We start from the raw sequence: 24,874 nt of genomic DNA, 5'->3' as shown, positions 1-24,874 counted from the left end.
ACTCTTCGGCGAGGACCACCCGTCGGTCGTCGCGGCCCGCGGCTGGCAGCGCACCAACCGGGACCTGGAGCCGCAGCCGCTCTGACCCGGGGGCGGGGGGCGGGGGGGGGGGGGGGCGGCCCCCCCCCCCCCCCCCCCCCCCCCCCCCCCCCGGGGGGGGCCCCCCCCCCCCGGGGGGGGGGGGGCCCCCCCCCCCCCCCGGGGGGGGCCCCCCGGCCCCCGCGTCTCCGGCGGGCGCCTCAGGCCACGGTCACCGTCACCTGGGTGAAGCCCAACGAGCCCAGCAGGCCGGTCAGCATCGCCTTGGTGTTGTTCTCCGCGGTCGTCGTCAGCCCGCTGTCCTTCGCCGCCTTGTCGATCTTCTCGACGGCCAGCAGCTCCACCTTGTGCTGGTCCTCCGAGGTGCTCGACGAGAACAGGTCGCCGAGCCGGTCGAACAGGCCGCGCTCCTGCGAGTACATGTAGGAGCGCTTGACGTCGAGCGCCGCCCCGGCGAGCTGCGCGTGCGGCAGGGTGATGGACGCCGTGCGCCGGTCCTCGGAGACCTTCACCGCGTCCGCCCCGAGCTTCCCGAGGTCCACGTACGCCTCGACGCTGCCCGCGCCCACGTACAGGCTGCGGGTGCCCAGGATCGCCGACGGCAAGAACTTCGCCTCGTTCGCGAGGTCCACGATCACCTGGAAGTCACCGGTGGCCGCGTTGTAACGGCTCATGTCCCGCACCGACTTGAGGACCGCGGGCTGGCTGCGGTCGACGGTCTTCTCGGCGAACGGGTTCGGCAGGCCCGGCAGCCAGCCCAGATTCCCCATCGCCAGGAACAGCGCCACGATCACGGCCAGCGTGACCGGCAGCGACACGTACCAGGGCACCGCCCGGCGCGGCCGGGCCGCCCGCCCGTCCCGGGTCCGCTCGTCCGCCCGCCGTTCGTCCGCCGTCCGCTCGTCCGTCCGGCGCGGCGCGGGGACGTCCGCCGGCCGCTCGTCCTCGTCTCTCGGTCCCGACCCGTCCTCCGGCCGCTCCGGCCGGGCTTTGCGCGGGCCGTTCACCGGTGACCGTCGATCAGCTCGCCGTACGCCTGCAGCAGGTCCGGCAGCCGCAGCGTGGCCAGGTCCTCCCGGGAGGGCGTGCCGCGCTGGCCGGAGAGCCGCAGGTCCCGGTAGGCGCAGGACTTCTCGTACAGGGTGCGGACGAAGCGGCCGTTGCCGAGCCGGTCGATCCAGCCCTCGGCGACCACGTGCCCGCAGATCGAGGACAGCTCCTCGGTCGCGTCCACGTCCCAGTCGTCACCGTCGGCCCGCGCCAGCTGGAGGCCGATGTCGGCCAGCTCGGCGGGGCGGTAGGAAGGGAAGTCGACCCGGGTGGTGAATCGGGAGTTCAGACCCGGGTTCGTTGCCAGCAGTCGATTCATGCCGTCCGGGTACCCCGCGAGGATGACGACCAATCGGTCCCGGTTGTCCTCGGCCCGCTTCAGCAGCACCTGCAGCGCCTCGTCGCCGTACGCGTCGCCCTTGCTGTAGCCCGAGTTGGCCAGCGAGTACGCCTCGTCTATGAACAGCACGCCGTCCAGCGCCGAGTCGATCAGCTCGTTCGCCTTCACCGCCGTCTGCCCCAGGAACTCGCCCACCAGGTCCGCCCGCTGGGCCTCCACCAGGTGGTCGCCGGAGAGCAGCCCGAGCGCGTGGAAGACCCGGCCGAGGATCCGCGCCACCGTGGTCTTGCCGGTGCCGGACGGGCCGGAGAACACGAAGTGCCGCTTCGGCGGCTGCACCGGCAGGCCGCGGTCCGCCCGCAGCCGGGCCATCCGCAGCTGCGCCGACAGCGCCCGCACCTGCCGCTTGACCGGGTCCAGGCCGACCATCGCCTCCAGCTCGGCCAGCGCCAGGTCCAGCTCCAGCCGGGCGGCCGGCGCCGGGTTCGGACCCGCCGCCGGAATCGCCTGCGCGGCCGGCCAGTTACCCAGCCGGGGCGGCAACGGCGAAGCCCCGGAGGCCCGTTCGGCCAGCTGCGCCCGCCCGGGCCCGGCCGGCGCCTCGTCCTCCTCCGCGCAGGCCTCCGCGCTGACCCCGCCCGAGCCGCCCCGGAACTCCACCGGCCCGCCCGACTCCTCCAGCGGCCCCGGCCCGGCCGGCCCGCCCCACTCCTCCAGCGCCTCCAACGGCACGGCCGCGCCCCGGTACCCGCCGAACTCCCGGCCGTCCAGCAGCCCGTCCTCGGCCGCGATCGCCGCCAGCCGCTGCTCGGTGTCCATGAACGCCGGGTCCGCCCGGTGCACCGCCCGGTACAGCGGCAGCGCCGCCGCGCTGCGCCCGGCGCCCTCGTACGCCCGGGCCAGCCAGTAGCGCAGCTCCTTGCGCTGCGGCTGCTCGGAGCGACAGCGCGCCAGCGAGGCGGCCAGCGGGCGCTGGGCCTGCGCGCACATGTCGAGCCGGACCCGGGCCATGCCGGCGAACAGGCCCGCCTCGATGCCCAGCAGCGGGTCGTCCAGCAGCCGGTCGGTGTCCCGGACCAGCTGCTCCCAGTCCTTCAACAGGTAGGAGCGGCAGGCGTGCAGGAAACGCACCGCGGGCTCCCGCTCCGGCGGCGGACACAGCGTCAGGGCCTGCTCCAGCTCGGGCAGGTGGCGGCCGTCCAGCCAGTGCGAGGCGTGCGCCAGCGTCAGGTCCTGCGGGGTCTCCAGCACCGGCTGCACCCACCAGCCCAGCCAGTACCAGGAACTGAGCGGACGGCGGTGGCGCTCGCGCTGCTCGCCGAAGCGGTCCCGGTGCCGGTGCATCGCCAGCAGCGCGCCCGCGGTGTCGCTGCGCAGCGCGTGCAGGCCCAGCCAGGCGTCCGCCATGCCCGGGTCGGCGTAGACCGCGGCGCGGAACTCCTCCTCCGCGCGGGCGTACGAACCGGCCGTGTAGGCGTCCATGGCGCGCGACCAGGCGCGGTCGGCGTCCGGATCCGGACCCGCCGCGGCGGAACCGTTGCCGCCGGAACTCTCCACCGTCACTGACGCCCCCCGCCAGAACCTCGGGGCGCTCCTCTGCGCGCCTGCGTGGCATGGTACCGGCGCGGCGCTGATCCGTAAGGGTGCCGCGCGCGCGAATGGCGCGAGACGATCGCATCCCGGCGCGCGCGGGAGGAGGCAGGACGGCGCCTCCGGCTCACGGGGGAACAAACCGGAGACGCCGTGTCTGTGGTTGCGGATTCAACTGATTTCCGCGACAGGCAGAACTTAAATCCTGGAGATGTCGCAGGTCAAGAGGGGTGTGTGCGGTTCACTCAGGGTGCTCCGAAGGATTCGCCCGGTGACCCCGTCGATCCGGACGTCGGCATGCGGGCGGCTCGGGTCGGCCGCGAAGTGCGCCTGCTCCGCACACGCCCAACCCGCCCAGAACTCGGCCAGTTCCGGTCCGTCCCGCCGCTCCCCGCGGGCCCGCGCGGCCGCCTGCTCCAGCTCCATCCACAGCAGCGCCGCCAGGTGCGGCCGCACCGCCCGCCGGCCCGCGCCGACCCCCTCCAGCAGCACCACCGGCGCCACCGGCACCTCCCGCGCGCCGCCGAAGGCCCGCGCCGTCCAGTCGTACACCGGGTGCCGCCCCGCCGTGCCGCGCGCCAGCGGCTCCAGCACCCCCGCGCGCAGCCGCTCCGTCCAGCCGAACGGCTCCCGGTGCGTCGCCAGGTCGTCCAGGTGCACCACCGGCGCACCGCCGAGCGCGGCCGACAGCCGCCCCGCGAAGGTCGTCTTGCCGGAGCCCGCGTGCCCGTCCACCGCGACCAGCCGCACCGGCCCCAGCGAGGGCGGCAGCGCGAGCAGGGCGGCGGCCAGCGCGGGCGGCGCGGGCGGTTCGGGGACGACGGGATCCATCCGGCCAGGGTACGGGCCGGGACGTGCGGGGCGGCTCCCGGAGGGCACCGCGGACGGCGCCCCCGCCAGGACGTCGGACCGGCTGGGACGGTCCGGCCCTCCGCCGGCCGCGGTTCAGCGCGCGCTCAGGCCGCGCGGCGGTCGCGCTGCGCGGGCACGGACGCGCGCACCGCGCGGTGGGCCCCGGCGTGCGAGAACGGCTGGGTCCGCCAGTCCAGCGCGGTCGGCAGCACCACCAGGTTGTCCGCCCCCTCCGGCGCCGGGAACTCCCCGCACTCCGGCAGCTCGGCGGTCGGCGCGCCGGTGCCCCGGCAGACGGCCGGCTGGAAGGGGTTCCAGGCGGAGGTCAGCACCGCGTGCTGCGGCAGGCGCTCCTCGTCTCCGATCAGGGCGATCGGGCGGTCGCAGACCGGGCAGTGCACCCGCACGGTCTCCCAGGTGTCGGCCGCGCCCGAGTCCGCCCCGAAGGGCGCCTCGGACGCGCCGGGTTCGTCCTCGACGTCGGAACGCTGGTCGATGGAAGGCATGGTGATCCCCCTCGGATCGGGCCGGAATCCTCGTCGTCCGGGCCACCAGCAGCACTTCCCAGTGACGGGGTGTCATAACCCTGCACTGCGGCGCACGGTGATGCACCGGTTGTGTTCCTCGCCACATTCCCTTGGCATGTGCCCCCCGGATGCGCCCCCCGCGAGCTGTCTGCACAGCCCCCGCGCGATCGAGTAGGTTGACGCCTTGTGGAGGAACTAGACCAGCGCATCGTCCAGCTGCTGCTCCAGGACGGACGGATGAGCTACACCGACCTGGGCAAGGCCACCGGCCTGTCCACCTCGGCCGTGCACCAGCGGGTGCGCCGCCTCGAACAGCGCGGCGTCATCCGCGGCTACACCGCCATCGTCGACCCCGAGGCCGTCGACCTGGCGCTCACCGCGTTCATCTCGGTCAAGCCCTTCGACCCCAGCGCCCCCGACGACACCCCCGAACGCCTGGTCGCCCTCCCCGAGATCGAGGCCTGCCACAGCGTCGCCGGCGACGAGAACTACATCCTCAAGGTCCGCGTCCCCGGCCCCGGCGACCTGGAGGACCTGCTCGCCCGGATCCGCTCCGCCGCCGGCGTCTCCACCCGCACCACCGTCGTCCTCTCCACCCCGTACGAGGCCCGCCCGCCCAGGCTCTGACCGGCGCTCCGGGCCCGGTCGGGCCCCCGGTGTCCGCAGTGCGAGACTGGACGCCATGACCGAACGCACCGACCGGACCGTGCTGCTGCGCGGCGGCAACGTCTACAGCCCCGCCGACCCCTTCGCCACCGCCATGCTGGTCGAGGGCCGGCACGTCGCCTGGGTCGGCAGCGACGGAGCCGCCGAAGCGTACGCCGACGCCGCCGACGAGATCGTCGAACTGGCCGGCGCCCTGGTCACCCCCGCCTTCGTCGACGCCCACGTGCACGCCACCTCCACCGGCCTCGCCCTCACCGGCCTCGACCTCACCGGCAGCACCTCGCTCGCCGAAACCCTCGACCGGATCCGGGCGTTCGCCGCCGACCACACCGGCGGCGCCCTGCTCGGCCACGGCTGGGACGAGACCCGCTGGCCCGAGCACCGCGCCCCCACCCTCGCCGAACTCGACGCCGCCGCCGGGAGCGCCCCGCTCTACCTCTCCCGCACCGACGTCCACTCCGCCCTCGCCACCAGCGCGCTGCGCGCCCTCGTCCCCGGCCTCGACGCGCTCCCCGGCCACGACGCCGCCGGCCCGCTCACCCGAGACGCCCACCACGCCGTCCGGCAGGCCGCCCTCGCCCACCTCACCGCCGAACAGCGCCGCGCCGCCCAGCACGCCACCCTGCGCCGCGCCGCCGAACTCGGCATCGGCACCCTGCACGAGTGCGCCGGACCGCAGATCTCCTCCGCCGAGGACCTCGCCGCGCTGCTCGCCCTCGCCGCCGAGACCGACGGGCCCGAGGTCCACGGCTACTGGGGCGAACTCGGCCCCGAGGGCGTCGCCACCGCCAAGCGGCTCGGCGCGGTCGGCGCCGGCGGCGACCTCTTCGTCGACGGCGCCCTCGGCTCGCACACCGCCTGCCTGCACGACCCGTACCACGACGCCCCGCACACCGGCGTTGCCTACCTCACCGCCGCCGAGATCGCCGACCACGTCACCGCCTGCACCGAGGCCGGCCTGCAGGCCGGCTTCCACGCCATCGGCGACGCCGCGCTCACCGCCGTCGTCGAGGGCGTCCGGGCCGCCGCCGACAAGCTCGGCCTCGACCGGGTCAAGGCCGCCCGGCACCGGGTCGAGCACGCCGAGGCGCTGACCCCCGAGACGCTCGCCGCGTTCGCCGAACTCGGCCTCACCGCCTCCGTCCAGCCCGCCTTCGACGCCGCCTGGGGCGGCCCCGACGGCATGTACGCCGCCCGGCTCGGCACCGAGCGCGCCGCCGCCCTCAACCCCTTCGCCGCGCTGCTGCGCGCCGGCGTCCCGCTGGCCTTCGGCTCCGACGCGCCGGTCACCCCGCTCGACCCCTGGGGCACCGTCCGCGCCGCCGCCTTCCACCGCACCCCCGAGCACCGGATCTCGGTCCGCGCCGCCTTCACCGCCCACACCCGGGGCGGCCACCGCGCCCTCGGCCACGACACCGACGGCGTCCTCGTCCCCGGCGCCCTCGCCTCCTACGCGATCTGGGCCACCGGCGACCTGGTCGTCCAGGCCCCCGACAGCCGCGTCGCCGGCTGGTCCACCGACCCCCGCTCCGGCACCCCGGGCCTGCCCGACCTCACCCCCGGCACCCCCCTCCCCACCTGCCTGCGCACCGTCGTCCGCGGCCGCACCGTCCACCAGGCACCCTGAGCCGAGGCCCCGCACGGGGCGCTCCTCACCCGTTCGGCCCACCCCCGCTCGGGGCGGCGGCGGCTGGGCCGTTCGGATGACCCCGTGGCCACTACCGACGAGGGTGCGAGACCGGGCACGGGCACGGGCCGGGATCCGGGGCCGCTGCCGGGCACGGGCGGCGCGGGGCCGGTCCGGAGGAGGACGGAGGGCGGGCTCCCGGGCGGGCCGATCGCCAAGCGCCCCTGGGAGACGCCCCCGGTGCGGGCGTTCGCCGCCGTGGTGCTCGCCACGTCGGTGACCGTCCCGGTGTACGGTCCGCCGGAGCTGACCGCCGTCGCCGGCCTGGTCCTGGCCGCGGTCCTCGCCGTCCTCCTGAGCCGGGACGCGCTCTACGCCCGGCAGCGCCTGTCCGGGGTCCGGATCACCCCCGAGCGGTTCCCCGAGGCGCACGCGATGCTCGTCGAGGCCGCCCGGGCGTACGGGCTGCGCCGGGTGCCGGAGGGCTTCGTCGTGCTGAACGCCTTCGCCTCCGGCCACGGCTGGCGCCGCTTCGTGGTGTTCGACTCCGAACTGTTCGAGGTCGGCGGCCGCCTGCGCGACCCGGAGGGCTTCCGCTTCGTCCTCGGCCACGAGGTCGGGCACATCGCCGCCGGCGCCACCCTCTCCCGCGCCCAGGAGTACACCGCCGACGACCACGGCTACAGCCTCACCCCGGACGGCTCCCGCGGCATGACGGTGCTCGCCGCCGGCCGCTACCTCTACCCGCGGGTCGACTTCGACGCGACGGCCGACCGGGGCGCCACCGAACGCGGCTTCTTCGCCTTCGTCGCCGACGCCCTCTCCGCCCACCCGGTGCTGGTCAAGCGCTTCGCCGCCCTGCGCGACCGCTCCAGGCCGGGCCGCCTGTTCCGCTGACCCCGCCCGCCGCCGACCCGTCCGCCCGCTGACGGGCCGTCGGCCCGGCGGCCGCCGCAGGGGAGTGAGGTACCTTTCCTGGGACGTCGAACGAGGTGGGACACGCGTGCCCCTTCGCGCGCGGAGACGATCCCGAGGTAGAGAGGTGGTGCGCAGGTGGCACTGCCCGTTTCGCACGAGCAGGGCAGGCAGGACGGACGGCACGAGGGGGAGCGGGCCGCCGGGGCCGCCCCGCGGCCGTCCGCCCCCGCGCGCGGCGGCCGGAAGGGCTGGTGGGCCCGGACCGGCCTGGCCGCGCTCTCCGGCCTCGCCCTGGCCCTCGCCTTCCCGCCGTACGACGTGTGGCCGCTGTCGGTCCTCGCGGTGGCCGGTCTGGCCCTGCTGACCCGGGGCCGCCGGGCCCGGCACGGCGCCTGGCTGGGCTTCGCGTTCGGCGTGCCGTTCTTCGTGGTGCTGCTGTCCTGGCTGCGCCCGGTCGGCTGGGACGCCACCGTCGGCCTGTCGCTGATCGAGGCGCTGTTCCTGGCGCTGATGGGCGCGGGCCTGGCACTGACCTCGAAGCTGCCCGGCTGGCCGCTGTGGGGCGCGATGCTCTGGGTCACCCAGGAGTGGATGCGCGACCGGCTGCCGTTCGGCGGCTTCCCCTGGGGCCGGCTGGCGTTCGCCAACACCGCGAGCCCGTTCACGCCGCTGGCCGCGCTCGGCGGCGCCCCGCTGGTGACCTTCGCGGTCGCGGCCGCCGGTACCCTGCTGGCCTGGGCGGCGCTCGGCGCGGCCCGCGCCCGGCGCACCGACACCGAACTGCCGTGGCGCACCGCGGTGGGCGCGGTGGGCGCCGTCGCGCTGGTGCTGGTCGGCTACGCGGTGCCGGTGCCGACCTCGGCGGACGACACCGTGAAGGTCGCCCTCGTCCAGGGCAACGTGGACCGCCCCGGCATGGACTTCCTGGGCCGTCCGATGGAGGTGCTGGACAACCACGCCACGGCCACCGAGCGGCTCGCCGCCGACGTCGCGGCCGGCCGGGTCGCCAAGCCCGACGTGGTGATCTGGCCGGAGAACGCCTCCGACCTCGACCCGTTCGCCGACCCGGCGGCGCGCGCCCGGATCGACGAGGCGGTCAAGGCGATCGGCGTGCCGACCCTGGTCGGCGCCCTGGTCGACGGCCCCGACGCGCAGCACGTGCAGAACGAGGGCATCGTCTGGGACCCGGCCACCGGACCCGGCGCCTCCTACACCAAGCAGCACCCGGTGCCGTTCGGCGAGTACGTGCCGTTCCGGGAGGAGCTGTCCAAGGTGATCAGCCGCCTGCAGCGGGTCGCCCGGGACTTCTACCCCGGCGACCACAACGGCGTCATGCAGCTCGGCCCGGCCCGGATCGGCGACGTGATCTGCTTCGAGGTGGCGTACGACGGCATCGTCCGCGACACCGTCAACCAGGGCGGCCGGATCCTGGTCGTGCAGACCAACAACGCCACGTACAACAACACCGGCCAGACCGAGCAGCAACTCGCGATGTCCCGGCTGCGGGCCGTCGAGCACGGGCGGGCGGTGCTGATCGCGGCGACCAGCGGCGTCTCCGCGGTGATCGCCCCCGACGGCACGGTGCAGCAGCGCACCGGCGAGATGGAGCAGGCCGTGCTCAGCGCGCTGGTGCCGCTGCGCGACGGGAAGACCCTCGCGGACCGGGTCGGCGCCGGGCCCGAATGGGTGCTGGCCCTCGGCGGCGTGCTGGCCTGCGCGTTCGTGGTGGCCGGCGGGGTGCGCCGGCGGAGGGCCGGGCGGAGGGCCCCGGGCGCGGACGCGGACGGGGCCGCGCACACGGTCTGAGCAGCGGCGGGGCGAGACGGCCCCGGGCGCGCCGAGGAACACGGCGGGCCCCGGGGCCGTTGTGCTGGTTGGTGCCGTGGACGCGGCCGGGGAGGCCGGCCGCCGCGGAGAGCACCGCGATGGAGTGGATCCGTACCGTGTCCCAGCAAGCAACCCCGGCCCGCCCGGCCCGCCGAGGCCGGCTCGCCCGAACCGTGCCGCTGCTGATCGTGGCCTGGCTGGTGCTGGAGATCTGGCTGCTCACGCTGGTGGCCGGCTGGATCGGCTGGTTCCCGACCCTGCTGCTACTGGTCGGCGGCGTCTTCCTGGGCGGCACGCTGATCAAGCGTGCCGGGGCGCGGGCGTTCAAGGCCGCCGTCGAGCTGTCCAGGGACCCGCAGTCCGCGCAGCCGCAGACCGGCACCTCGATGACGGTGCTGGCCGGCGTGCTGCTGATGGTCCCGGGCTTCCTGTCCGACCTGCTGGCCGCGACCCTCCTGCTGCCGCCGACCCGCGCCCTGTGGCGCGTCGTCGGCCGCCGGATCACCGGCTCGGCGCTGCGCTCGACCTCCCCGGTCGGCGCGGACCGGTTCGCCGACGCGATGCGGCTGCAGGAGCAGCTGCGGATCCACCGCCCGGACGGCAAGGTCGTCCAGGGCGAGGTCGTCGACCCGCCGGCCGGCCCGCGCGGCGGCCCCGCCGACCCGTCCGGCCCGGGCGCCGACCACCGCCCGCCGATCGCGCCCTGACGCCCCCTCGGCGGGCGGGCACGCCGAAGGGCCCCGGTGGGAACCGGGGCCCTTCGGCGTCGATGCGGCGGTCGCGGCTCGGTGTCAGGCCGACTTGCGCGAGTCGCGGGGGTGGATCGCCAGGTTCATCCCGCCGGAGCGCAGGACGGCCAGCCGCTCGGCCAGCACCTCCTCCAGCTCCTCACGGGTGCGGCGCTCCATCAGCATGTCCCAGTGGGTGCGGGTGGGCTTGGTCTTCTTCTCCTCCGGCTCCTCGCCGTCGAGGAGGGCGGCCTCCTGGCCGCAGAAACGGCACTCCCACACCACGGGGATCTCCGCCTCGACCGAGAACGGGACCTCGAAGCGGTGTCCGTTCTGACATGCGTACTCGACGGTCTGGCGCGGTGCCAGGTCAATGCCGCGGTCGGTCTCGTAGCTGGTCGCCCCGAGTCGCGTGCCGCGGAGAGCTCGCTCGCTCATGAATCGTGCCTCCCGGGCTTCTTGCCCACAGGACTAGTGGTCGCTGTCTTCGTCGATGGGTCCAACGCCCGACCTTTGACGAAGATTCCCGATCGGGACATACGTCGCCTGTCGTGCCGCCCCTGTTTGTACCCATGGTCGCCCGTTTTGTCACATCTGAGCGGTGTTATCACCCGGCGTGTCACATTTTGTGCACTTATGGTCCGCCGAAGTTCACCGGCCCGACCGGCGCCACCGGACCGGGACCGCCACCGGAATTCCTACCAGACCGGACGGGAGGGGGCCGGCGCGGCCTCCGGTGCCGCTCCCTTGGTCAGGTCCGCCGGAACGGCCTCGGGAACGGTTTCGGGCGGCAGGGGCGGGACGGGCGGGACGGGCGGCGCGTCGCCGATCCGGGTCGCCCCGGCGGGCTCGGCCGGAGCCGGGGCCGCGGGCGCCGCCGCGCGCGGCCCGCGGTGCGGCAGCAGCGCGGCCACCGCGTCCCGCAACTGCTCCGGGGCGTCCTCGTCCAGCGGGTCGACGGTCACCGGGACCTGGAGCCGGACCGGCCCGGCGGTGCCGATCCGGGCGTAGCCGCGGCCGGGCGGGGTGTGCGCGGCGGGCGCGATGTCCAGCGGGCCGCCCAGCGCCGCCGGGCCGGATTCGGCGTTCACCGGACCGAGCACCACCCGGGCCCGGGTGCAGGCGCGGACGGTCGGGGAGATCCGGCCCAGCGCGTCCAGCGCGTCCGCGAACACCACCGTCACGCGCGCCGCCCGGCCGTGCCGCAGCGGCACCTCCAGCAGCTCCTGCGGGTCGGTGCGGCCCTCGGCGTGCGCCAGCTCGGACAGCTCGGTGACCCGGTCCAGCAGGATCCACAGCGGCCGGGTCACGTCGGCGGGCGCCGCCAGCCCGTGGTGCCGGGCCGCGTTCAGCGCGACCAGCCGGCGCTCGGTCTCCTGCGCGCACCACTCCAGCGCGGCCAGCGCCCCGTGCAGGCTGGTCTCCACCGTGTGCACGCCCGGCCGGTTCACCAGGCAGGCGTGCTCGCCGGTGCTCGCCCCGTCCACCACCACCAGGTCGCCGTGCGGCAGCGCCTGCAGCGCGATCGAGCGCAGCAGCGTCGAGGTGCCGTGGCCCGGCGCGCCCAGCGCCAGCAGGTGCGGCTCGGCCGAGCGCGGCCCGACCCGCCAGACGACCGGCGGCTGCTGCTCGGTGACGCCGCCCTGCTCGACCGGGATGGTGCGCCGGCTGCCCGCGCCGTCGGTGAAGCCCAGCACGATCTCGCCCGGCGCCGTCACGAAGCGCTGCGCCGCGATGTCGGCCGGCAGCGGCGTCAGCGCCGTCACCCGCAGCCGGTTCGACTCCTCGTCCCAGTCGAAGCGGTACTCCCGGGAGCGCCCCGCCTTGCCCTGCACCACCTGCTCGATCCGGGCCCGGGCGGCCGGCTCGGTGTCGGTGAAGTACGCCGGGTAGCCGATCTCCAGCACCGCCAGCCGCCCGTCCGGGTCGAACTCCCAGTCGCCGAACGCCGCCTTCCAGTCGCCCTCGGGCCGGTACAGCGCGCCCGGGTCGTCGAAGCCGCCGAAGTACGGGGTGAGCGCCGCGTACAGCGCGGGCAGCTTGGTGTCGGCCGGGTCCGGCGCGGGCTCGGCCGCGGCCCCGGGCCGGCGGCCGACCCAGGCGGCCGAGGCGAGCAGCGCGACGATCGCCAGCAGCGGGCCGTGCGGCAGCAGGAGGACGCCGAGCACCACGGCCGCGCCGACCAGCAGCGTCGGGCCGCGCCGCTCCTTCGGGGTGGCCGCCCAGCGGGCCTTCGCCCAGTCGGCGTGGCGGCGCAGGCCGCGGCCGATCAGGGTCAGCGGCGCGAACACGTCGGCGGCGTGGTCGCCGACGCTGCGGGCCATCTCGCGGCCGCGGGAGAAGTGGCGGGTGAGGGACATGCGGGCTCCGGGGGCAGGGGACGGCGGTGGTGGGGACGGCGGTGGTGGGGGTGGCAGAAGGCCCGGGGCGGTGGGATCTCCGCGCCCGGGCCGTAAGGAGCAGGGACCGCTCAGAACTTCAGGCCGCCGATCAGGCTGGCCAGGCTCGCACCGCCCGCCTGGATGCTCGGGGCGATCGAGGAACCCGCGACGTAGAAACCGAACAGCGCGCACACCAGGGCATGCGAGATCTTCAACCCGTCCCGGCGGAAGAACAGGAAGGCGATCACGCCGAACAGGACGATGCCGGAGATGGAGAGAATCACGGGATTGCTCCTCACGAGGGGCGGGACGGTGTAACAGAAAGTGCCTCAATGGTGACAAAAAGTAATAGATGATGGGGGACGGCAAACGGGTGGATCTCACCCGGCGCCCGGATCGGCGGTATACGTCCCGCGGTTCGGGCCCGTACGGGGCCAGTGGATCGCACCGGCGCACCCAGGCGTCCCCGCGCCGGGCGCGGCCGCGCCCCGTCCACCCGGAATTCGCCCGTACGGCGGTACCGCGCCGCGGCCGGACGGCGTCCGCTAGCGTTCGCGGTGGCACGACCAGACGCGCGGCGGCCCCGACGGCCGGACGCGTGACGGTCCGTACGGCGCGTACGGCCGCTGACCCGGAAGGCGGAACACCCCCGATGACCGACCCCACCGCGCAGGCCGGCCCCACCGCCGACACCGGTCCCGACGAGGAGGTGATCGAACTCGCCGGACGGCTCTTCGACGCCGCCCGCACCGGCGACGCCGCGCTGCTCGCCGCCTACCTCGACGCCGGCACCCCCGTCGAACTCACCAACGACCGCGGCGACACCCTGCTGATGCTCGCTGCCTACCACGGCCACGCCGCCGCCGTCACCGCCCTGCTGGAGCGCGGCGCCCGGGCCGACCGGGCCAACGACCGGGGCCAGACCCCGCTGGCCGGCGCCGTCTTCAAGGGCGCCACCGAGGTCGTCGACGCCCTGCTCGCGCACGGCGCCGACCCGAACGCCGGCGTCCCCTCCGCGCTCGACGCGGCCCGGATGTTCGGCAAGGACGACCTGGTCGCCCGCCTCACCCGCGGCTGACCCGGCACCGGCCCGGGCCCGCCACCGCGCACCGGGGGCGGGCCCGTACCCTTGGCCGTCATGGAGATCCGCACCACCGGCTTCGGCCACCCCGACGCCCAGCAGCTCGCCGCCGACGTCCAGCAGGAGTACGTCCGCCGGTACGGCGACGGCGACCAGACCGTCATCCACGCCGACCACTTCGACCCGCCCGCCGGGCTGTTCGTGATCGGCTACCGGGCGGACGGCCGACCGGTGGCCTGCGGCGGATGGCGCGCCAAGGAGCGCGACGCGGACGGGCTGCGCGACGGCGACGCCGAACTCAAGCGGATGTACGTCGTCCCCGAGGCCCGCGGTCGGGGCCACGCCCGTGCCGTGCTGCGCCACCTGGAGGCCGCCGCCGTCGCAGCCGGCCGGACCAGGCTGGTGCTGGAGACCGGCACCCTGCAGCCCGAGGCGATCGCGCTCTACCGCTCCGAGGGCTACGCCGAGATCGCCAAGTTCGGCTACTACAAGGACCACGAGCAGAGCGTCTGCATGGGCAAGGAGCTGGTCGTCGCGGCCCTGGCGCCGGGCGCCGGCCCGCGGGAGCTGTAACTTTCTCGCCCGCCGGGGAAGCCGGGCGGCCGCGGACCCGGAACGCCGGGCCGGCGGCCGCTCCGTTGTTTCGGGACTGCGCCGCAGGTCGGAGCGCCGGGCGTCGAACGACTGTCGAACGTCCGTCGAAAATTTCGGAACCCGGGTGGCGGCCGGGGGAGTTCGGGCCCTCCGGGCCGTCGTTGCCGGGCCCGCGCGGCCCGCCGTACGGTCCGTGCACCCCACCCACCCCCCGGAAGGACGAACCATGGCTGCACAGTCGCACGCAGCACGCCGGCCCGGGCGCGCCCTCGCCGCGCTCGCCCTCGCCGCCACCGGCGGACTGCTGGCCGCCGCCACCCTCGGCAGCGGGCCGGCCGGCGCCGCCGGCACCACCCTGCGCGACCTCGCCGAGGCCAAGGGCAGCTACTTCGGCACCGCGCTGACCCAGTCCAACCTGAACAGCTCCACCATCACCGCCATCGCCGGCACCCAGTTCGACGTGGTCACCCCCGGCAACGAGATGAAGTGGGACACCACCGAACCCTCCGCCGGCACCTTCAACTTCGGCCCCGGCGACCAGATCGTCTCCTTCGCCAAGGCCCACAGCATGCGGGTGCGCGGCCACACCCTGGTCTGGCACAGCCAACTGCCCAACTGGGTCAGCAGCCTGCCCACCAACCAGGTGCAGGCCGCGATGGAGAAGCACATCACCACCGAGGCCACCCACTACAAGGGCCAGGTCTACTCCTGGGACGTCGTCAACGAGCCCTTCAACGAGGACGGCACGCTGCGCAGCGACGCCTTCACCAACGCGATGGGCCCCGGCTACATCGCCGACGCGCTGCGCACCGCGCACGCCGCCGACCCGAACGCCAAGCTCTACCTGAACGACTACAACATCGAGGGCCTGGGCGCGAAGAGCGACGCCATGTACCAGCTGGTGTCCTCGCTCAAGCAGCAGGGCGTGCCGATCGACGGCGTCGGCTTCGAGAGCCACTTCATCGTCGGCCAGGTGCCCGGCTCCCTGAAGGCCAACATGCAGCGCTTCACCGCGCTCGGCGTGGACGTCGCCATCACCGAGCTGGACGACCGGATGCCCGTCCCGGCCAGCGCCGCCAACCTCGCCCAGCAGGCCACCGACTACGCCTACGTGGTCAACACCTGCCTCGCGGTGGCCGGTTGCGTGGGCGTCTCGCAGTGGGGCGTCGGCGACCCGGACTCGTGGATCCCGGACTTCTTCTCCGGCTACGGCGCGGCCACCATGTACGACGCCAACTACCAGCCGAAGGCCGCGTACAACGCGACGGTGACGGCGCTCGGCGGGAGTACCTCCTCCTCGCCGTCCCCGTCCGCCTCCGCGTCGGTCTCGCCCTCGCCGTCCGCGTCCCCGTCCACCTCGCCGTCGGTGCCGCCGACCGGGACCGGGTGCAAGGTCAGCACCCAGGTCAGCGCCTGGAACACCGGGCTGACCGAGAACGTGACCGTCACCAACACCGGCGGCGGCGCCGTGAACGGCTGGAAGCTGACCTTCACGCTGCCCGGCGGGCAGACCGTCACCAACGCCTGGAACGCGACCGTCAGCCCCGCCACCGGCCAGGTCGGGGCGAGCAACCTGTCGTACAACGCGGCGATCCCGGCCGGGGGCTCCACCAGCTTCGGCTTCCAGGCCAACCACACCGGCAACGCGGCCGCCGCGACCGGATTCGCCCTCAACGGGGTGGCCTGCTCGGCGGGTTGATCCCGCTCCGGCACCCGGGCGGGCGGCCCGGGTGCCGACCGGACCAGGGCCGGACGGGAAGCTGACCGCGCGCGAGACGCGCGAGACCGGGGGCGGTCCGCTTCCCGTCCGGTTCCGGACCGGCCGCCTCGCGGGTGGCGGCCGGCAGCGCGGTGGGGGCGGTGCGGCGCCTCCACCGCGCGCCCCCGTGCTCCGGGATTCCGGGATTCCGGGGCTTCCTGTGTTCCGGGTGCTCCGGGCGCTCCGGGCGCTCCGGGTGCTCCGGGTGCTCCGGGTGCTTTGGGTGCTCGCCGGGGCGACACGCCCGGGCGGAAAACGCCTGGCGGTGGGCGGTGCGGTGCGGCAGGGTGGCGGGCGATGAGTGACGACAGTGGTGGTGGCGTGCTGGAGCCGGGAGCCGGGGAGTCGGCCTCCGGAGAGTTGGCGCCCGGCGAGGTGGAGCGGATCGCGGGGCGGCTGGCGCGGGTCGGCGGGATCGTCGGGGTCTGCCTCGGCGGGAGCCGGGCGCGCGGGGCGCACGGGCCCGGTTCCGACTACGACCTCGGCCTGTACTACCGGCCCGGGGAGCTCGACACCGCCGCACTGCGCGCGCTGGCCGCCGAACTGTGCGGCAAGCCCGTCGAGGTCTCCGAACCCGGCGGCTGGGGCCCCTGGGTGGACGGCGGCGCCTGGCTGGACATCGGACCGGCCCGGGTGGACTGGCTGTACCGGGACGTGCGGCGGGTGCGCCACTACGCCGCCGAGGCCCGCCACGGCCGCTACGTGAGCGGCCAGCAGGCCGGGCACCCGTACGGCGTGCCCTCCTACGCCTACCCCGGCGAGCTGGCGCTCGCCCGGGTACTGGCCGACCCCGAAGGGGAGTTGGCCGCGCTGAAGGGCGAAGTGGAGCGGTTCCCGGCCGAGTTGGCGCGCACCCTGGAGGCGGACGCCGGCTGGGAGGTCCCGTTCGCGCTGGCCAACGCCCGCAAGGGCGCCGAGCGCGGCGACGCCGGGTACGTCGCCGGCTGCCTGTTCCGGGCTGTCGGACTGCTGACGCACGTCCTGCACGCGCGGGCCGGACAGTGGCTGGTCAACGAGAAGGGCGCGATCGCCTCGACCGGCCGACTGCCCACCGCGCCGCCGGACTTCGCGCACCGGGCGCAGCGGCTCTTCGCGCCCGCCGGCACCGATCCGGCGAGCCTGGCGGCCGTCCTGGACGCCGCGGACGGGCTGGCCGCCGAAGCACTGGCCGCCGAGGCACCGCCGGCCGAAGCACCGGGCGGAGGACGCTGAGATGGGCATCGAGATCGAGCTGTACGCCGAACGGCCGAACCGCCGCTCCCGGCCGCTGCGCGGCTCCTACGCGAACGGCGGGGCGCTCGCTCTGGTGCTGTCCCGACTTCCCTACGGACAGGGCCGGTTGGGCCGGATCGACCCCTACCGGGACACCGCGCTGAACGAGCAGGACGCGGGCGCGGCGCTCGCCGAGCTCGCCGCCCTGGCGGCGCTGGCCGAGACGCCGGAGCAGCGGGAGGCGGTCGACGACCTGGGCCGCATGCTCGCCGACTGCGCCGCCACGCCCGGCAGTTGGGTGCTGTTCGTCGGTGACTGAGTGGTACGGGCGGGAACGGAGAGGAGTGCTTCGGCATGGCGAGCGTTGAACTGACCACGCCCCGGCTGCTGTTGCGGCAGTGGCGGGACGAGGACCTGGACCGGTGGGCGGAACTCAACGCCGACCCCGAGGTGCGGCGCCACCTCGGGCCGGTGCTCGACCGGGCACGGGCCGCCGCCGCGCTGGAGCACTTCCGGGCCGATCTGGCGCAGCGCGGCTGGGGCTGGTGGGCGGTCGAACTCCGCGCCGAGCGGCGCTTCCTGGGCTTCGCCGGGCTCGACCCGGTCGACGAGGGGATGCCCTTCGACGGCGTCGAGGCCGGCTGGCGGCTGCACCGGGACGCCTGGGGCCACGGCTACGCCACCGAGGCCGGGCGGGCCGTACTCCGTTACGGCTTCGAGGAGTTGGGGCTGTCGGAGATCCTGGCGCTGATCGCCGCGGACAACGCGCCCTCGCGGGCGGTCGCCGAGCGGCTCGGCATGGCGCACGACCCGGCGGCGGACTTCCTGGACCCGGACCTCCCGCCGGGGCCCGGGCAGCGTGCGGTGGTGTACCGGCTGCGGGCGTGAGCGGCCGTCGGGTCCCCGGCGCCGTGGACCGGTCGGGCCGGTTCCGCCGGGCCGGTTCCGCCGGGCCGGTTCGGCCGGGTCAGTTCGGCCGGGCCGGTTCGGTCAGTTCGGCTGGGGGAGCAGGCGGCGGTGGGTGCGGCGGAGCAGGGTGGTGAAGCGGTCCGGGTCGGTGAGGCTGAGCAGGTGGCCGCCCTGGGTGTGGAAGAGCCGGGCGGGGGTGCCGGCGGCGCGGACGGCGGCCAGGAACCGGCGCTCGTCGGCCCGGAACGGCAGGTCGGAGCGGCCGTTCAGGAACAGGGTGGGCGTGCTCAGCCGGGCGGCCAGCGCGAGGAAGTCGTGGCGGCGCAGCTCGGCGACGCCCGCGGTCAGCGCGGGCAGGTGGAAGCCCCCGGCGAGGGCCGCCTCGGCCGACTCCGGCGGCAGCATCCGGCGCAGCGCCCGGTCCTGCAGACGGGCCGAACGCTCGTGTCCGAGGCGGTCGTTGAGCCGCCCGGCAGCCGCGTACAGGGCGATCCGGCGGCCGGTGGTGCGGGCCGTGCAGGCGTGCAGGAGCAGGCCGCCGGCGCCCTCGGGGTGGCGGGCGGCGTGGGCCAGCGCGACGTAGCCGCCGAGTGACATCCCGGCCAGCAGCGGGCGCCGCCCGGTCGACTCGTACGCCTCCCGGACGGCCGCGTCGACGGCGGCGACGGCCGCGTCCAGGGTGAACGGGCGGTCGGCGAGGGCGCCGTGGCAGGGCAGGTCGGGGGTGCTGACCCGGAAGTCGGGGGCGAGGCGGTGGACGTGCGGGCGCCACATCGTGGCGGACAGCCGGATGCCGTGCACCAGGACCAGCGGGGGAGCGCTGTCCGGCCCGAACACCGTGAGCCCGGGGGCGGGTTGGCGCGGGGTCACGCGGACTCCTCGGTGCGGGCCGGGCCGGCCGCCGCCGACATGTGCTCCTGGACCAGGCCCAACACGTCGGCGGCCCGGCCGAGTCGATCGGGTGGGGTGGCGCCGAACACCTCGGCGAGCAGGCCCTGGCGGGCGGCCCGGACCCGGGCCAGCACCCGGCGGCCCTCCTCGGTGATCGCGACCACGCCGGAACGGCCGTCGGCCGGGTCGGCGCGCCGGACGACCAGCGCGTCGGCGCGCAGCCGGCGCAACTGCAACGAGACCGTCGAGACGTCGACGCGCAGGCACTCGGCGATGTCGGAGACCCGCATCGGGCCCGCCGCCGCGAAGTGCTCCAGCAGCCGCAGCGCACTGGCCGGCATGTCGCACCCGGCCAGCCGGGCCACCTCGGCGCGCACGTGCCTGCTCTCGCTCCACCGGACCAGCGCGGACAGCGCCGCCTCCAGCCGCACCAACTCCGGGGCGGCGGTGGACGCTGGGGTCGGGGTCACGGTCACCCGCCCAGCGTACCCGGCCGCGCTCCCCCTTCCCTCCGTGGCGGCAACTCGCATCCCCACATGGCCAGTTGCCCCTCCGTAGCCCGAGATGCTTTGATGCATCAAACCATTTCGGGCCGCGGAGGGGAACCATGGCCACAGCAGTGATCACGGGCGGGACGGACGGCATCGGCCGCGCACTCGCCACCACCTACCTGCACCGCGGATACCACGTCCTGGTGGTCGGGACGAACCCGGCCAAGGGCGAGGCCTTCCGCGCCGAAGCCGACCGGGCCGGTGCCGGCGAACGCGCCCACCACCTGACCGCCGACCTCGGCCTGGTCGCCGAGAACCGCCGCCTGATCGACCACGTCGCCACCCACCACCCGGTGGTGGACGTCCTCGTCCTCGGCGCCCGCTACCACCGCTCCACCCGGGCCGAGACCGCCGACGGCCTGGAGAGCAACTTCGCCCTCTACTACCTCAGCCGCCACCTGCTCTCGCACGGCCTGCTCCCCCAACTCCGGCGCGCGCCGAACCCCGTGGTCCTCAACTTCGGCGGCGCCGGCCGGACCGGCCCGGTCCGCTGGGACGACCTCCAACTACGCCGCGACTACCCCGGCACCGGCGCCCTGGGCCACGGCGGGGCCCTCTGCGACCTGCTCGCCACCCACCTCGCCCGCCTGCACCCCGACGTCCCCCAGGTGATCAACCACCCCGGCGTCACTGCCACCAGCTTCGCCGGCGAGTACGACCCCGCCACCGCCGCCCACGTGCGGCACCTGCGCACCCACGGCCGCCCCGCCACCGAAGCCGCCGCCCAGATCCTCCCCTACCTCGACGCCCCCGCCCCCGGCCTCACCGCCGTCCTGGAAGGCCGCCGCGTCCGCACCGACACCCCCGCCTTCGACCCCGCCGCGGCCCTCCGCCTGCACACCGCCACCGAGCACCTGCTCGCCACCCTGTAGCGGCCCCGCAGCCGCTCGCGTCCAGCCCGGCCGACCGGCCCCGTACGCGACGGTGCCCCGCCACCGTGAAGTGGCGGGGCACCGTCCGTCAGCGGTCGGGCGAGGCCGGCGACCGGCCGGTCACCGCTCGCCGAACCTCAGCGTGGCGCCGTACCGTCCGGCGTCCTCGTGGACGAGCGGAGTCACCGCCCTCGGCACGCCGAGCCATTCCCGTTCCTCCGGCAGGCCCCGCGGCAGGAGGGGGGCCACCGCCCGGAACATCGCCCGGACGGCCTGGTCGCGGTAGTCCGCGAAGGATTCCGTCGCGGACAGCCAGAGCGCACCGGACGGGAGCTCCACGACGCTGTGCAGGCCGGGCGAGGCCGCGAAGGACCCCGGCCCACCGTGCTCGCCCGCCAACTGGGTCGGCACGATGGTCACCCAGTCGTACCCGCGCAGGATCCGACGGGCCTCCTCGTAGGTCTCGGCCGCCCCGCGGGGGCCCAGCGCGTTCTCCAACTCGGTGCACAGGAGGTCTCCGCCGTAGCCGACGGCCCCGAACACCGGGTCGGCGACTTCGCGCTCAAGCGCCGACACCGGTACGCCACCGTCCTCATCAACGCCGAGACCGGCGAACGGATCGACGTCCTGCCCGACCGCACCACCAAGACGCTTGTCGCGTGGCTGCGCGAGCCGTCCCGGCGCCCAGTACGTGTGCCGGGACGGCTCCGGCTCCTACGGCGAGACGATCCGGCAGGCACTTCCGGAAGCGGTGCAGGTAAGCAACTGATAGCACCTGTGTCGAACCCATGCGACAAGGTTCTGGGCGAGGTCCGCTCCCACGCCGCCTACTGGGCCACCGCGGTGTATCCGGCTCGGCCCGCGGGTGTGCACGAGCAGAGTGTCCGCGAGCGCTGGCAGCAGATCCACGACCTGCTCGACGGGGGCGTCGACCTGCTGGAGTGCGCCCGCCGCCTCGACCTCGCCCTGAACACCGTCAAGCGCCACGCACGCCGCAAAGAGCCCCTAGCCGAGCGCCGGGCACCGCGCTACCGGCCCACCCTGGTCGACCCCTACCGCGACCACCTGCGCCGACGCCGGGCCGATGACCCGGCGGTCCCCGTCACCCACCTCCTGCGCGAAATCAAGGAACTGGGCTATACCGGCAGCGCGAACCTCCTGGTCCGCTACATCAACCAGAGCCGAGCGGAGGGCGAACGGCCCGTCACCACTCCGAAGCACTTCGCCACCTGTTCCTGACCCGCCCCGACCACCTGCGCGAGAAAACGCCGCGCTCCTGGCCGAGCTCACCAAGGCCTGCCCCGAGATGGTCGACCTCGCTCGCCCGGTCGACGAGTTCGCCCAGTTGCTCGCCCCGGCCGCGGGCAACGGCGCCAAGCTCACCGACTGGCTCGCGGCCGTCCGCGCTGCCGCTCTGCCCCACCTGCGCTCCTTCGTGAACGGCCTCGAGCTCGACCGCGCTGCTGTAAACGCTGGCCTGACCCTGCCGTTCCACAACGGCCGCCCCGAAGGCGTCAGCACCCGCACTAAACGGATCATGAGGCAGATACACGGACGCGCAGGTTTCCCCCTCCTCGCCAGCGGCTCCTCCTTTCATGATCATCACGCAATGCTGCCACCGATTACGGGCCAGAGCCGTTCAACGGACAGACCTGCCCGTGGCCGCCTTCGGCCACGCCGTCGCCTTCGGCACGAAGGAACGCTGCGCGTCCCCCGACACCTCGATCCTCTTCGCGCCGAAGGACTTCACCCCCTTCACCGCCGCCGCACCCGCCACCCCCGGCTTCGCTGAGGACGCCGTAGCCGCGAACGCCGGAGCCACCGCCAACGACACCACCATGGCCGTGGCACACAACGCCCCCAAACCCCGCACCTTCGGTGGTCCGGAGGACCACCACGATCTGGTCCTCCGGGGGAGCATCGATTCGGAACCGGGCATGCGAAAGCCACTCTTCCCAGCTCAGCCGCAACACGAGGCGGCAGCAGCGCCCGGCGCACCGGGCCGGCTCGGCAGTGGCTATGGCAGTGCACGACCCGCCTGGTCACTGGGAATCCGGACGCGAACCAGTGGACTTTGCGGAGCCGTTACCAACGGCGACCGGGCGGAACGCGACATCCGGTGGCATAACCGCCCAGGTCGACGCGCGAGGCCCCCGGCCGCCGGAGGGCGGGCGGGGGCCGTCGGGGCGTGGTGGGTCAGAGGAGGGTGGACCAGTAGAACCAGAAGCGGTTCAGGATGAGGAGGAGGATCACCAGGTAGGCGGCGGTCGGGACGAGCCACTGGTGGGGGAGGGCGGCGAGGCGGCGGAGGGGGGCGGGGGCGGGGAGGGTGCCGGTGCGGAGGTTGTGGACGGTGGTGGACCAGAAGGCGGTGAGGACGACGGCCCAGACGACCATGCAGTAGGGGCAGAGGGCGCCGATCTCGTACAGGGCCTGGTCGATCAGCCAGGCGACGAAGCCCAGGCCGAGGAGGGTGCCCGCCTGGAGGGAGAGCCAGAACCAGCGGCGGTGGGCGGCGCCGGCCAGCAGGCCGGCGCCGATGGCGGAGAGGGCGCCGAAGGCGGCCAGGCCGATCAGCGGGTTGGGGAAGCCGAAGGCCTCGGCCTGGGCGGTGCGCATGATCGAGCCGCAGCTGATGATCGGGTTGATGTTGCAGCTGGGCTGGTAGGCCGGGTTCTCGAGGAGCTTGAGCTTGTCGAGGGTGAGGACGGCGGAAGCGGCCAGGCCGATCAGGCCGGTCAGCAGGAGCGTCCAGGCGTGGCCGCGGGAGGCGGGGACCGGGGTGCGGGCATCGGTGGTCATCGGGTCACCCGCCGGTGGTCTGCCGGACCAGGGCGGTGAACTGCTCGCCGGTGACCGGCTTGCCGTCCTGGCCGATGACGGCGAGGGTCCGGCCGTCCAGCTTGACGGTCGGGGTGCCGGAGACGCCGCTCTTGTTGAACGCGGTGGAGACCTTCGCCGCCCAGCCCTTGTACGTGCCGTCGGTGACGGCCTTGGTGAACGCCTCGGTCTTCAGGCCGGGGACCTGGCCGGCCAGGTCGAGCAGGTGGTTGACGTCGCCGAAGCCGTCCTCGGTCTCGGCGGGCTGGTTGGCGTACAGCACGTCGTGGAACGCCTTGAACTTGTCGACGCCCTCGTTCAGCGCCGCGCCCGCCGCGGCCAGCGCCGCCTTCGAGCCCTTGCCGCCCAGGTTGTTGTCCAGGAACGTGGCCAGGTGGTACTCGATCTTGTACTCGCCCTGGTCGGCGAGCTGCTGGACGCTCTGGCCGGCCGAGGTCTCGAAGGCCTGGCAGACCGGGCAGCGGAAGTCCTCGTACACGGCCAGCGTGTGCGGGGCGTTGGCCTTGCCGTACACGACGACGGTGTCGTCGGCGGCGGAGGTGTGGGCGGGCGCGACGGCGGCGGCGGTCGCGGAGCCGTCGTCCTTCGAGGCGCCGGAGATCGCCAGGGCGGTGCCGCCCGCGACCACGGCCACGGCGGCGGCCACCGACACGGCGACGGTCAGGCCGCGCCGGCGCCTGGCGGACCGGGCCTCGGCCTGCCGGGCCTGCTGGAGGCGCTCGCGGGCGGTGGTGTGCTGCTTCGGGTGCTGGTTCTTCGGGGTGCTGGTCATGGGATCCGTCGTCTCCTCGGCCCCCGGCCGCCCGGCCGCCCGACGGGACGGGGCGTGGCACGGTACGGCGGGGCACGGGTCAAAGGGGTGGGCGAGCCTAGGCAGGGGCGCCCGGACGGAACGGCGTCCGGCGTTGCGGGAGCGGTCCGTCAGCGGGCGAGAGCCGGCTGCGGGGGGCCGCGACGCGGAGCGGGGGAGAGCAGCAGGACCTGCGGACGGCGCCGGGCCGGCTCGGTGCCCGAAGCGGGCAGCAGCGCGGCCGGGCAGCCCGGGCGGGCGGCCAGCAGCAGGGCGCGCCAGGGCGCGGGCAGCAGGCGGGCCAGCGCGTCCAGCGCCTCGGCGACGCCGCTGAGCGTGGCGTCCGCCAGCCGCAGCCAGGCCGCGGCGGCCAGCGCCAGCGCCAGGTGCACGGCCAGGACCAGCACGCGCAGCAGGCCCGCCGAGCCGTGCGTCCACTGGGCGAACAGCTCGGAGGCGCCGACCGAGTCGCCGCCGCAGACCAGCAGGTCCACGCCCCGGGCCGGGCGCGCACAGGCGTCCTGGCCGAGGTTGAACGCGGTGTTCAGCAGCAGCTCCACCGGCACCAGCACGGAGGACAGCAGCAGGAAACGGCGGCGCGCCCCGTCGAGGACCACCGCCAGCAGGAAGACCGCGACGCTCGCCGCCGCGACCAGGGTGAGCGGCAGGGCGCGCCCGGTGATCGCCACCTGGCCGAACGCGGCCAGCGGCACGGCGAGCGCGGTGAACACCGCGCCCCGCAGGGCCTTGGTCGCGTGAATGCCGGTCATGGTGAAGGAGTATGGCACGCCGAACGTCCCCGGCACGAGGGCCGGACGGCCCCCGCCAC

25 protein-coding genes and 1 pseudogene are annotated in these 24,874 nt (G+C 75.2%); 13 read left to right on the top strand and 13 right to left on the bottom strand.

Features of this window, described 5'->3' with window-relative positions; genetic code table 11:
- Positions 1–239 precede the first annotated feature (239 nt).
- The 4 genes from ACZ3J7_RS16180 to ACZ3J7_RS16165 all read right to left on the bottom strand — a co-directional run bounded on the left by ACZ3J7_RS16180 (position 240) and on the right by ACZ3J7_RS16165 (position 4,377).
- The gene (locus ACZ3J7_RS16180) at positions 240–1,046 is read right to left on the bottom strand and encodes a DUF4230 domain-containing protein (protein WP_465621096.1); all 807 of its coding nucleotides are present in this window, start codon (positions 1,044–1,046) and stop codon (positions 240–242) included.
- Positions 1,043–2,911, bottom strand: a complete 1,869-nt coding sequence (locus ACZ3J7_RS16175) for an AAA family ATPase (protein WP_465621117.1) — start codon at positions 2,909–2,911, stop codon at positions 1,043–1,045. The genes ACZ3J7_RS16180 and ACZ3J7_RS16175 overlap by 4 nt, the downstream gene beginning before the upstream one ends.
- 306 nt (positions 2,912–3,217) lie before the next feature.
- Positions 3,218–3,850, bottom strand: coding sequence for a uridine kinase family protein (locus ACZ3J7_RS16170; RefSeq protein ID WP_465621094.1), 633 nt, complete (start codon positions 3,848–3,850; stop codon positions 3,218–3,220).
- A 125-nt stretch (positions 3,851–3,975) separates the two neighbouring features.
- The gene (locus tag ACZ3J7_RS16165) at positions 3,976–4,377 is read right to left on the bottom strand and encodes a hypothetical protein (RefSeq protein WP_465621093.1); all 402 of its coding nucleotides are present in this window, start codon (positions 4,375–4,377) and stop codon (positions 3,976–3,978) included.
- Positions 4,378–4,584: 207 nt separating this feature from the next.
- On the opposite strand from ACZ3J7_RS16165, the gene ACZ3J7_RS16160 reads away from it, so the two are divergent.
- The 5 genes from ACZ3J7_RS16160 (at position 4,585) to fxsA (ending at position 10,143) form a co-directional block, all read left to right on the top strand.
- Entirely contained in the window at positions 4,585–5,025 is a 441-nt protein-coding gene (locus tag ACZ3J7_RS16160; RefSeq protein ID WP_465621091.1) for an Lrp/AsnC family transcriptional regulator, read from the top strand.
- A 55-nt stretch (positions 5,026–5,080) separates the two neighbouring features.
- On the top strand, positions 5,081–6,691 hold the full coding sequence (locus tag ACZ3J7_RS16155; protein ID WP_465621090.1) for an amidohydrolase: 1,611 nt from the start codon (positions 5,081–5,083) through the stop codon (positions 6,689–6,691).
- Between the two features lie 84 nt (positions 6,692–6,775).
- Positions 6,776–7,588, top strand: a complete 813-nt coding sequence (locus tag ACZ3J7_RS16150; RefSeq protein ID WP_465621088.1) for a M48 family metallopeptidase — start codon at positions 6,776–6,778, stop codon at positions 7,586–7,588.
- Between the two features lie 156 nt (positions 7,589–7,744).
- Positions 7,745–9,415: an apolipoprotein N-acyltransferase gene (gene lnt / locus ACZ3J7_RS16145; RefSeq protein WP_465621086.1), complete on the top strand. Its 1,671-nt coding sequence runs from the start codon at positions 7,745–7,747 to the stop codon at positions 9,413–9,415.
- Between the two features lie 137 nt (positions 9,416–9,552).
- On the top strand, positions 9,553–10,143 hold the full coding sequence (fxsA, locus tag ACZ3J7_RS16140; RefSeq protein ID WP_465621084.1) for an FxsA family membrane protein: 591 nt from the start codon (positions 9,553–9,555) through the stop codon (positions 10,141–10,143).
- A gap of 84 nt (positions 10,144–10,227) precedes the next feature.
- Here fxsA and ACZ3J7_RS16135 read toward each other — a convergent pair whose 3' ends face one another.
- The 3 genes from ACZ3J7_RS16135 to ACZ3J7_RS16125 form a co-directional block, all read right to left on the bottom strand.
- Positions 10,228–10,602, bottom strand: coding sequence for an RNA polymerase-binding protein RbpA (locus tag ACZ3J7_RS16135; protein WP_014134296.1), 375 nt, complete (start codon positions 10,600–10,602; stop codon positions 10,228–10,230).
- A 260-nt stretch (positions 10,603–10,862) separates the two neighbouring features.
- Positions 10,863–12,524: an FtsK/SpoIIIE domain-containing protein gene (locus ACZ3J7_RS16130; RefSeq protein WP_465621081.1), complete on the bottom strand. Its 1,662-nt coding sequence runs from the start codon at positions 12,522–12,524 to the stop codon at positions 10,863–10,865.
- Positions 12,525–12,634: 110 nt separating this feature from the next.
- A complete protein-coding gene (locus ACZ3J7_RS16125) occupies positions 12,635–12,829 on the bottom strand; it encodes a hypothetical protein (RefSeq protein ID WP_014134294.1) in 195 nt (64 codons plus the stop codon).
- 368 nt (positions 12,830–13,197) lie between these two features.
- Here ACZ3J7_RS16125 and ACZ3J7_RS16120 point away from each other — a divergent pair, with 368 nt between their 5' ends.
- The 6 genes from ACZ3J7_RS16120 (at position 13,198) to ACZ3J7_RS16095 (ending at position 18,079) form a co-directional block, all read left to right on the top strand.
- A complete protein-coding gene (locus tag ACZ3J7_RS16120) occupies positions 13,198–13,623 on the top strand; it encodes an ankyrin repeat domain-containing protein (protein WP_465621079.1) in 426 nt (141 codons plus the stop codon).
- Between the two features lie 60 nt (positions 13,624–13,683).
- Positions 13,684–14,199: a GNAT family N-acetyltransferase gene (locus tag ACZ3J7_RS16115; RefSeq protein WP_465621076.1), complete on the top strand. Its 516-nt coding sequence runs from the start codon at positions 13,684–13,686 to the stop codon at positions 14,197–14,199.
- Between the two features lie 247 nt (positions 14,200–14,446).
- Positions 14,447–15,919 carry a glycoside hydrolase family 10 protein gene (locus ACZ3J7_RS16110; RefSeq protein ID WP_465621074.1) on the top strand — a complete coding sequence of 491 codons (1,473 nt, stop codon included), beginning with the start codon at positions 14,447–14,449 and terminating at the stop codon, positions 15,917–15,919.
- A gap of 357 nt (positions 15,920–16,276) precedes the next feature.
- The gene (locus ACZ3J7_RS16105; protein WP_465621072.1) at positions 16,277–17,191 is read left to right on the top strand and encodes a nucleotidyltransferase domain-containing protein; all 915 of its coding nucleotides are present in this window, start codon (positions 16,277–16,279) and stop codon (positions 17,189–17,191) included.
- Position 17,192: 1 nt separating this feature from the next.
- A complete protein-coding gene (locus ACZ3J7_RS16100; protein WP_465621070.1) occupies positions 17,193–17,510 on the top strand; it encodes a hypothetical protein in 318 nt (105 codons plus the stop codon).
- 35 nt (positions 17,511–17,545) lie between these two features.
- The gene (locus ACZ3J7_RS16095; protein ID WP_465621068.1) at positions 17,546–18,079 is read left to right on the top strand and encodes a GNAT family N-acetyltransferase; all 534 of its coding nucleotides are present in this window, start codon (positions 17,546–17,548) and stop codon (positions 18,077–18,079) included.
- 102 nt (positions 18,080–18,181) lie between these two features.
- Here ACZ3J7_RS16095 and ACZ3J7_RS16090 read toward each other — a convergent pair whose 3' ends face one another.
- Both ACZ3J7_RS16090 and ACZ3J7_RS16085 read right to left on the bottom strand, forming a co-directional pair.
- Positions 18,182–18,970 carry an alpha/beta fold hydrolase gene (locus ACZ3J7_RS16090; protein WP_465621067.1) on the bottom strand — a complete coding sequence of 263 codons (789 nt, stop codon included), beginning with the start codon at positions 18,968–18,970 and terminating at the stop codon, positions 18,182–18,184.
- Positions 18,967–19,467: a MarR family winged helix-turn-helix transcriptional regulator gene (locus tag ACZ3J7_RS16085; RefSeq protein ID WP_465621062.1), complete on the bottom strand. Its 501-nt coding sequence runs from the start codon at positions 19,465–19,467 to the stop codon at positions 18,967–18,969. Before ACZ3J7_RS16085 ends, ACZ3J7_RS16090 begins: the two co-directional genes overlap by 4 nt.
- A 131-nt stretch (positions 19,468–19,598) precedes the next feature.
- On the opposite strand from ACZ3J7_RS16085, the gene ACZ3J7_RS16080 reads away from it, so the two are divergent.
- Positions 19,599–20,414 (top strand): SDR family NAD(P)-dependent oxidoreductase, encoded by an 816-nt coding sequence (locus tag ACZ3J7_RS16080; protein WP_465621060.1) that lies wholly within the window; start codon positions 19,599–19,601, stop codon positions 20,412–20,414.
- Between the two features lie 120 nt (positions 20,415–20,534).
- Here ACZ3J7_RS16080 and ACZ3J7_RS16075 read toward each other — a convergent pair whose 3' ends face one another.
- Positions 20,535–20,990: a hypothetical protein gene (locus tag ACZ3J7_RS16075; RefSeq protein WP_465621119.1), complete on the bottom strand. Its 456-nt coding sequence runs from the start codon at positions 20,988–20,990 to the stop codon at positions 20,535–20,537.
- Between ACZ3J7_RS16075 and ACZ3J7_RS16070 the strand changes: the two are divergent.
- Positions 20,961–22,013: pseudogene (locus ACZ3J7_RS16070) on the top strand (transposase); the annotation flags it as partial. The gene ACZ3J7_RS16075 and the pseudogene ACZ3J7_RS16070 overlap by 30 nt on opposite strands.
- A gap of 597 nt (positions 22,014–22,610) precedes the next feature.
- On the opposite strand, the gene ACZ3J7_RS16065 reads toward ACZ3J7_RS16070, so the two are convergent.
- The 3 genes from ACZ3J7_RS16065 to ACZ3J7_RS16055 form a co-directional block, all read right to left on the bottom strand.
- Complete coding sequence (locus ACZ3J7_RS16065) at positions 22,611–23,216, bottom strand: vitamin K epoxide reductase family protein (RefSeq protein WP_465621058.1); 606 nt, start codon at positions 23,214–23,216, stop codon at positions 22,611–22,613.
- Positions 23,217–23,220: 4 nt separating this feature from the next.
- Entirely contained in the window at positions 23,221–24,027 is an 807-nt protein-coding gene (locus ACZ3J7_RS16060) for a DsbA family protein (protein ID WP_465621056.1), read from the bottom strand.
- Between the two features lie 149 nt (positions 24,028–24,176).
- Positions 24,177–24,815 carry a hypothetical protein gene (locus ACZ3J7_RS16055; protein WP_465621055.1) on the bottom strand — a complete coding sequence of 213 codons (639 nt, stop codon included), beginning with the start codon at positions 24,813–24,815 and terminating at the stop codon, positions 24,177–24,179.
- Positions 24,816–24,874: the final 59 nt, after the last annotated feature.

The sequence above is a fragment of the Kitasatospora sp. NPDC015121 genome (genome assembly GCF_055562955.1).
This window is presented reverse-complemented; position numbering and strand designations above follow the sequence as displayed.

What these genes read in the sequence shown, in the direction of transcription:
- ACZ3J7_RS16175 (WP_465621117.1), bottom strand. Translation starts at nt 2,911, where the DNA reads ATGGACGCCTACACGGCCGGTTCGTACGCCCGCGCGGAGGAGGAGTTC.
- ACZ3J7_RS16170 (WP_465621094.1), bottom strand. Translation starts at nt 3,850, where the DNA reads ATGGATCCCGTCGTCCCCGAACCGCCCGCGCCGCCCGCGCTGGCCGCC.
- ACZ3J7_RS16165 (WP_465621093.1), bottom strand. Translation starts at nt 4,377, where the DNA reads ATGCCTTCCATCGACCAGCGTTCCGACGTCGAGGACGAACCCGGCGCG.
- ACZ3J7_RS16155 (WP_465621090.1), top strand. Translation starts at nt 5,081, where the DNA reads ATGACCGAACGCACCGACCGGACCGTGCTGCTGCGCGGCGGCAACGTC.
- ACZ3J7_RS16135 (WP_014134296.1), bottom strand. Translation starts at nt 10,602, where the DNA reads ATGAGCGAGCGAGCTCTCCGCGGCACGCGACTCGGGGCGACCAGCTAC.
- ACZ3J7_RS16130 (WP_465621081.1), bottom strand. Translation starts at nt 12,524, where the DNA reads ATGTCCCTCACCCGCCACTTCTCCCGCGGCCGCGAGATGGCCCGCAGC.
- ACZ3J7_RS16120 (WP_465621079.1), top strand. Translation starts at nt 13,198, where the DNA reads ATGACCGACCCCACCGCGCAGGCCGGCCCCACCGCCGACACCGGTCCC.
- ACZ3J7_RS16115 (WP_465621076.1), top strand. Translation starts at nt 13,684, where the DNA reads ATGGAGATCCGCACCACCGGCTTCGGCCACCCCGACGCCCAGCAGCTC.
- ACZ3J7_RS16110 (WP_465621074.1), top strand. Translation starts at nt 14,447, where the DNA reads ATGGCTGCACAGTCGCACGCAGCACGCCGGCCCGGGCGCGCCCTCGCC.
- ACZ3J7_RS16105 (WP_465621072.1), top strand. Translation starts at nt 16,277, where the DNA reads ATGAGTGACGACAGTGGTGGTGGCGTGCTGGAGCCGGGAGCCGGGGAG.
- ACZ3J7_RS16100 (WP_465621070.1), top strand. Translation starts at nt 17,193, where the DNA reads ATGGGCATCGAGATCGAGCTGTACGCCGAACGGCCGAACCGCCGCTCC.
- ACZ3J7_RS16095 (WP_465621068.1), top strand. Translation starts at nt 17,546, where the DNA reads ATGGCGAGCGTTGAACTGACCACGCCCCGGCTGCTGTTGCGGCAGTGG.
- ACZ3J7_RS16080 (WP_465621060.1), top strand. Translation starts at nt 19,599, where the DNA reads ATGGCCACAGCAGTGATCACGGGCGGGACGGACGGCATCGGCCGCGCA.
- ACZ3J7_RS16065 (WP_465621058.1), bottom strand. Translation starts at nt 23,216, where the DNA reads ATGACCACCGATGCCCGCACCCCGGTCCCCGCCTCCCGCGGCCACGCC.
- ACZ3J7_RS16060 (WP_465621056.1), bottom strand. Translation starts at nt 24,027, where the DNA reads ATGACCAGCACCCCGAAGAACCAGCACCCGAAGCAGCACACCACCGCC.
- ACZ3J7_RS16055 (WP_465621055.1), bottom strand. Translation starts at nt 24,815, where the DNA reads ATGACCGGCATTCACGCGACCAAGGCCCTGCGGGGCGCGGTGTTCACC.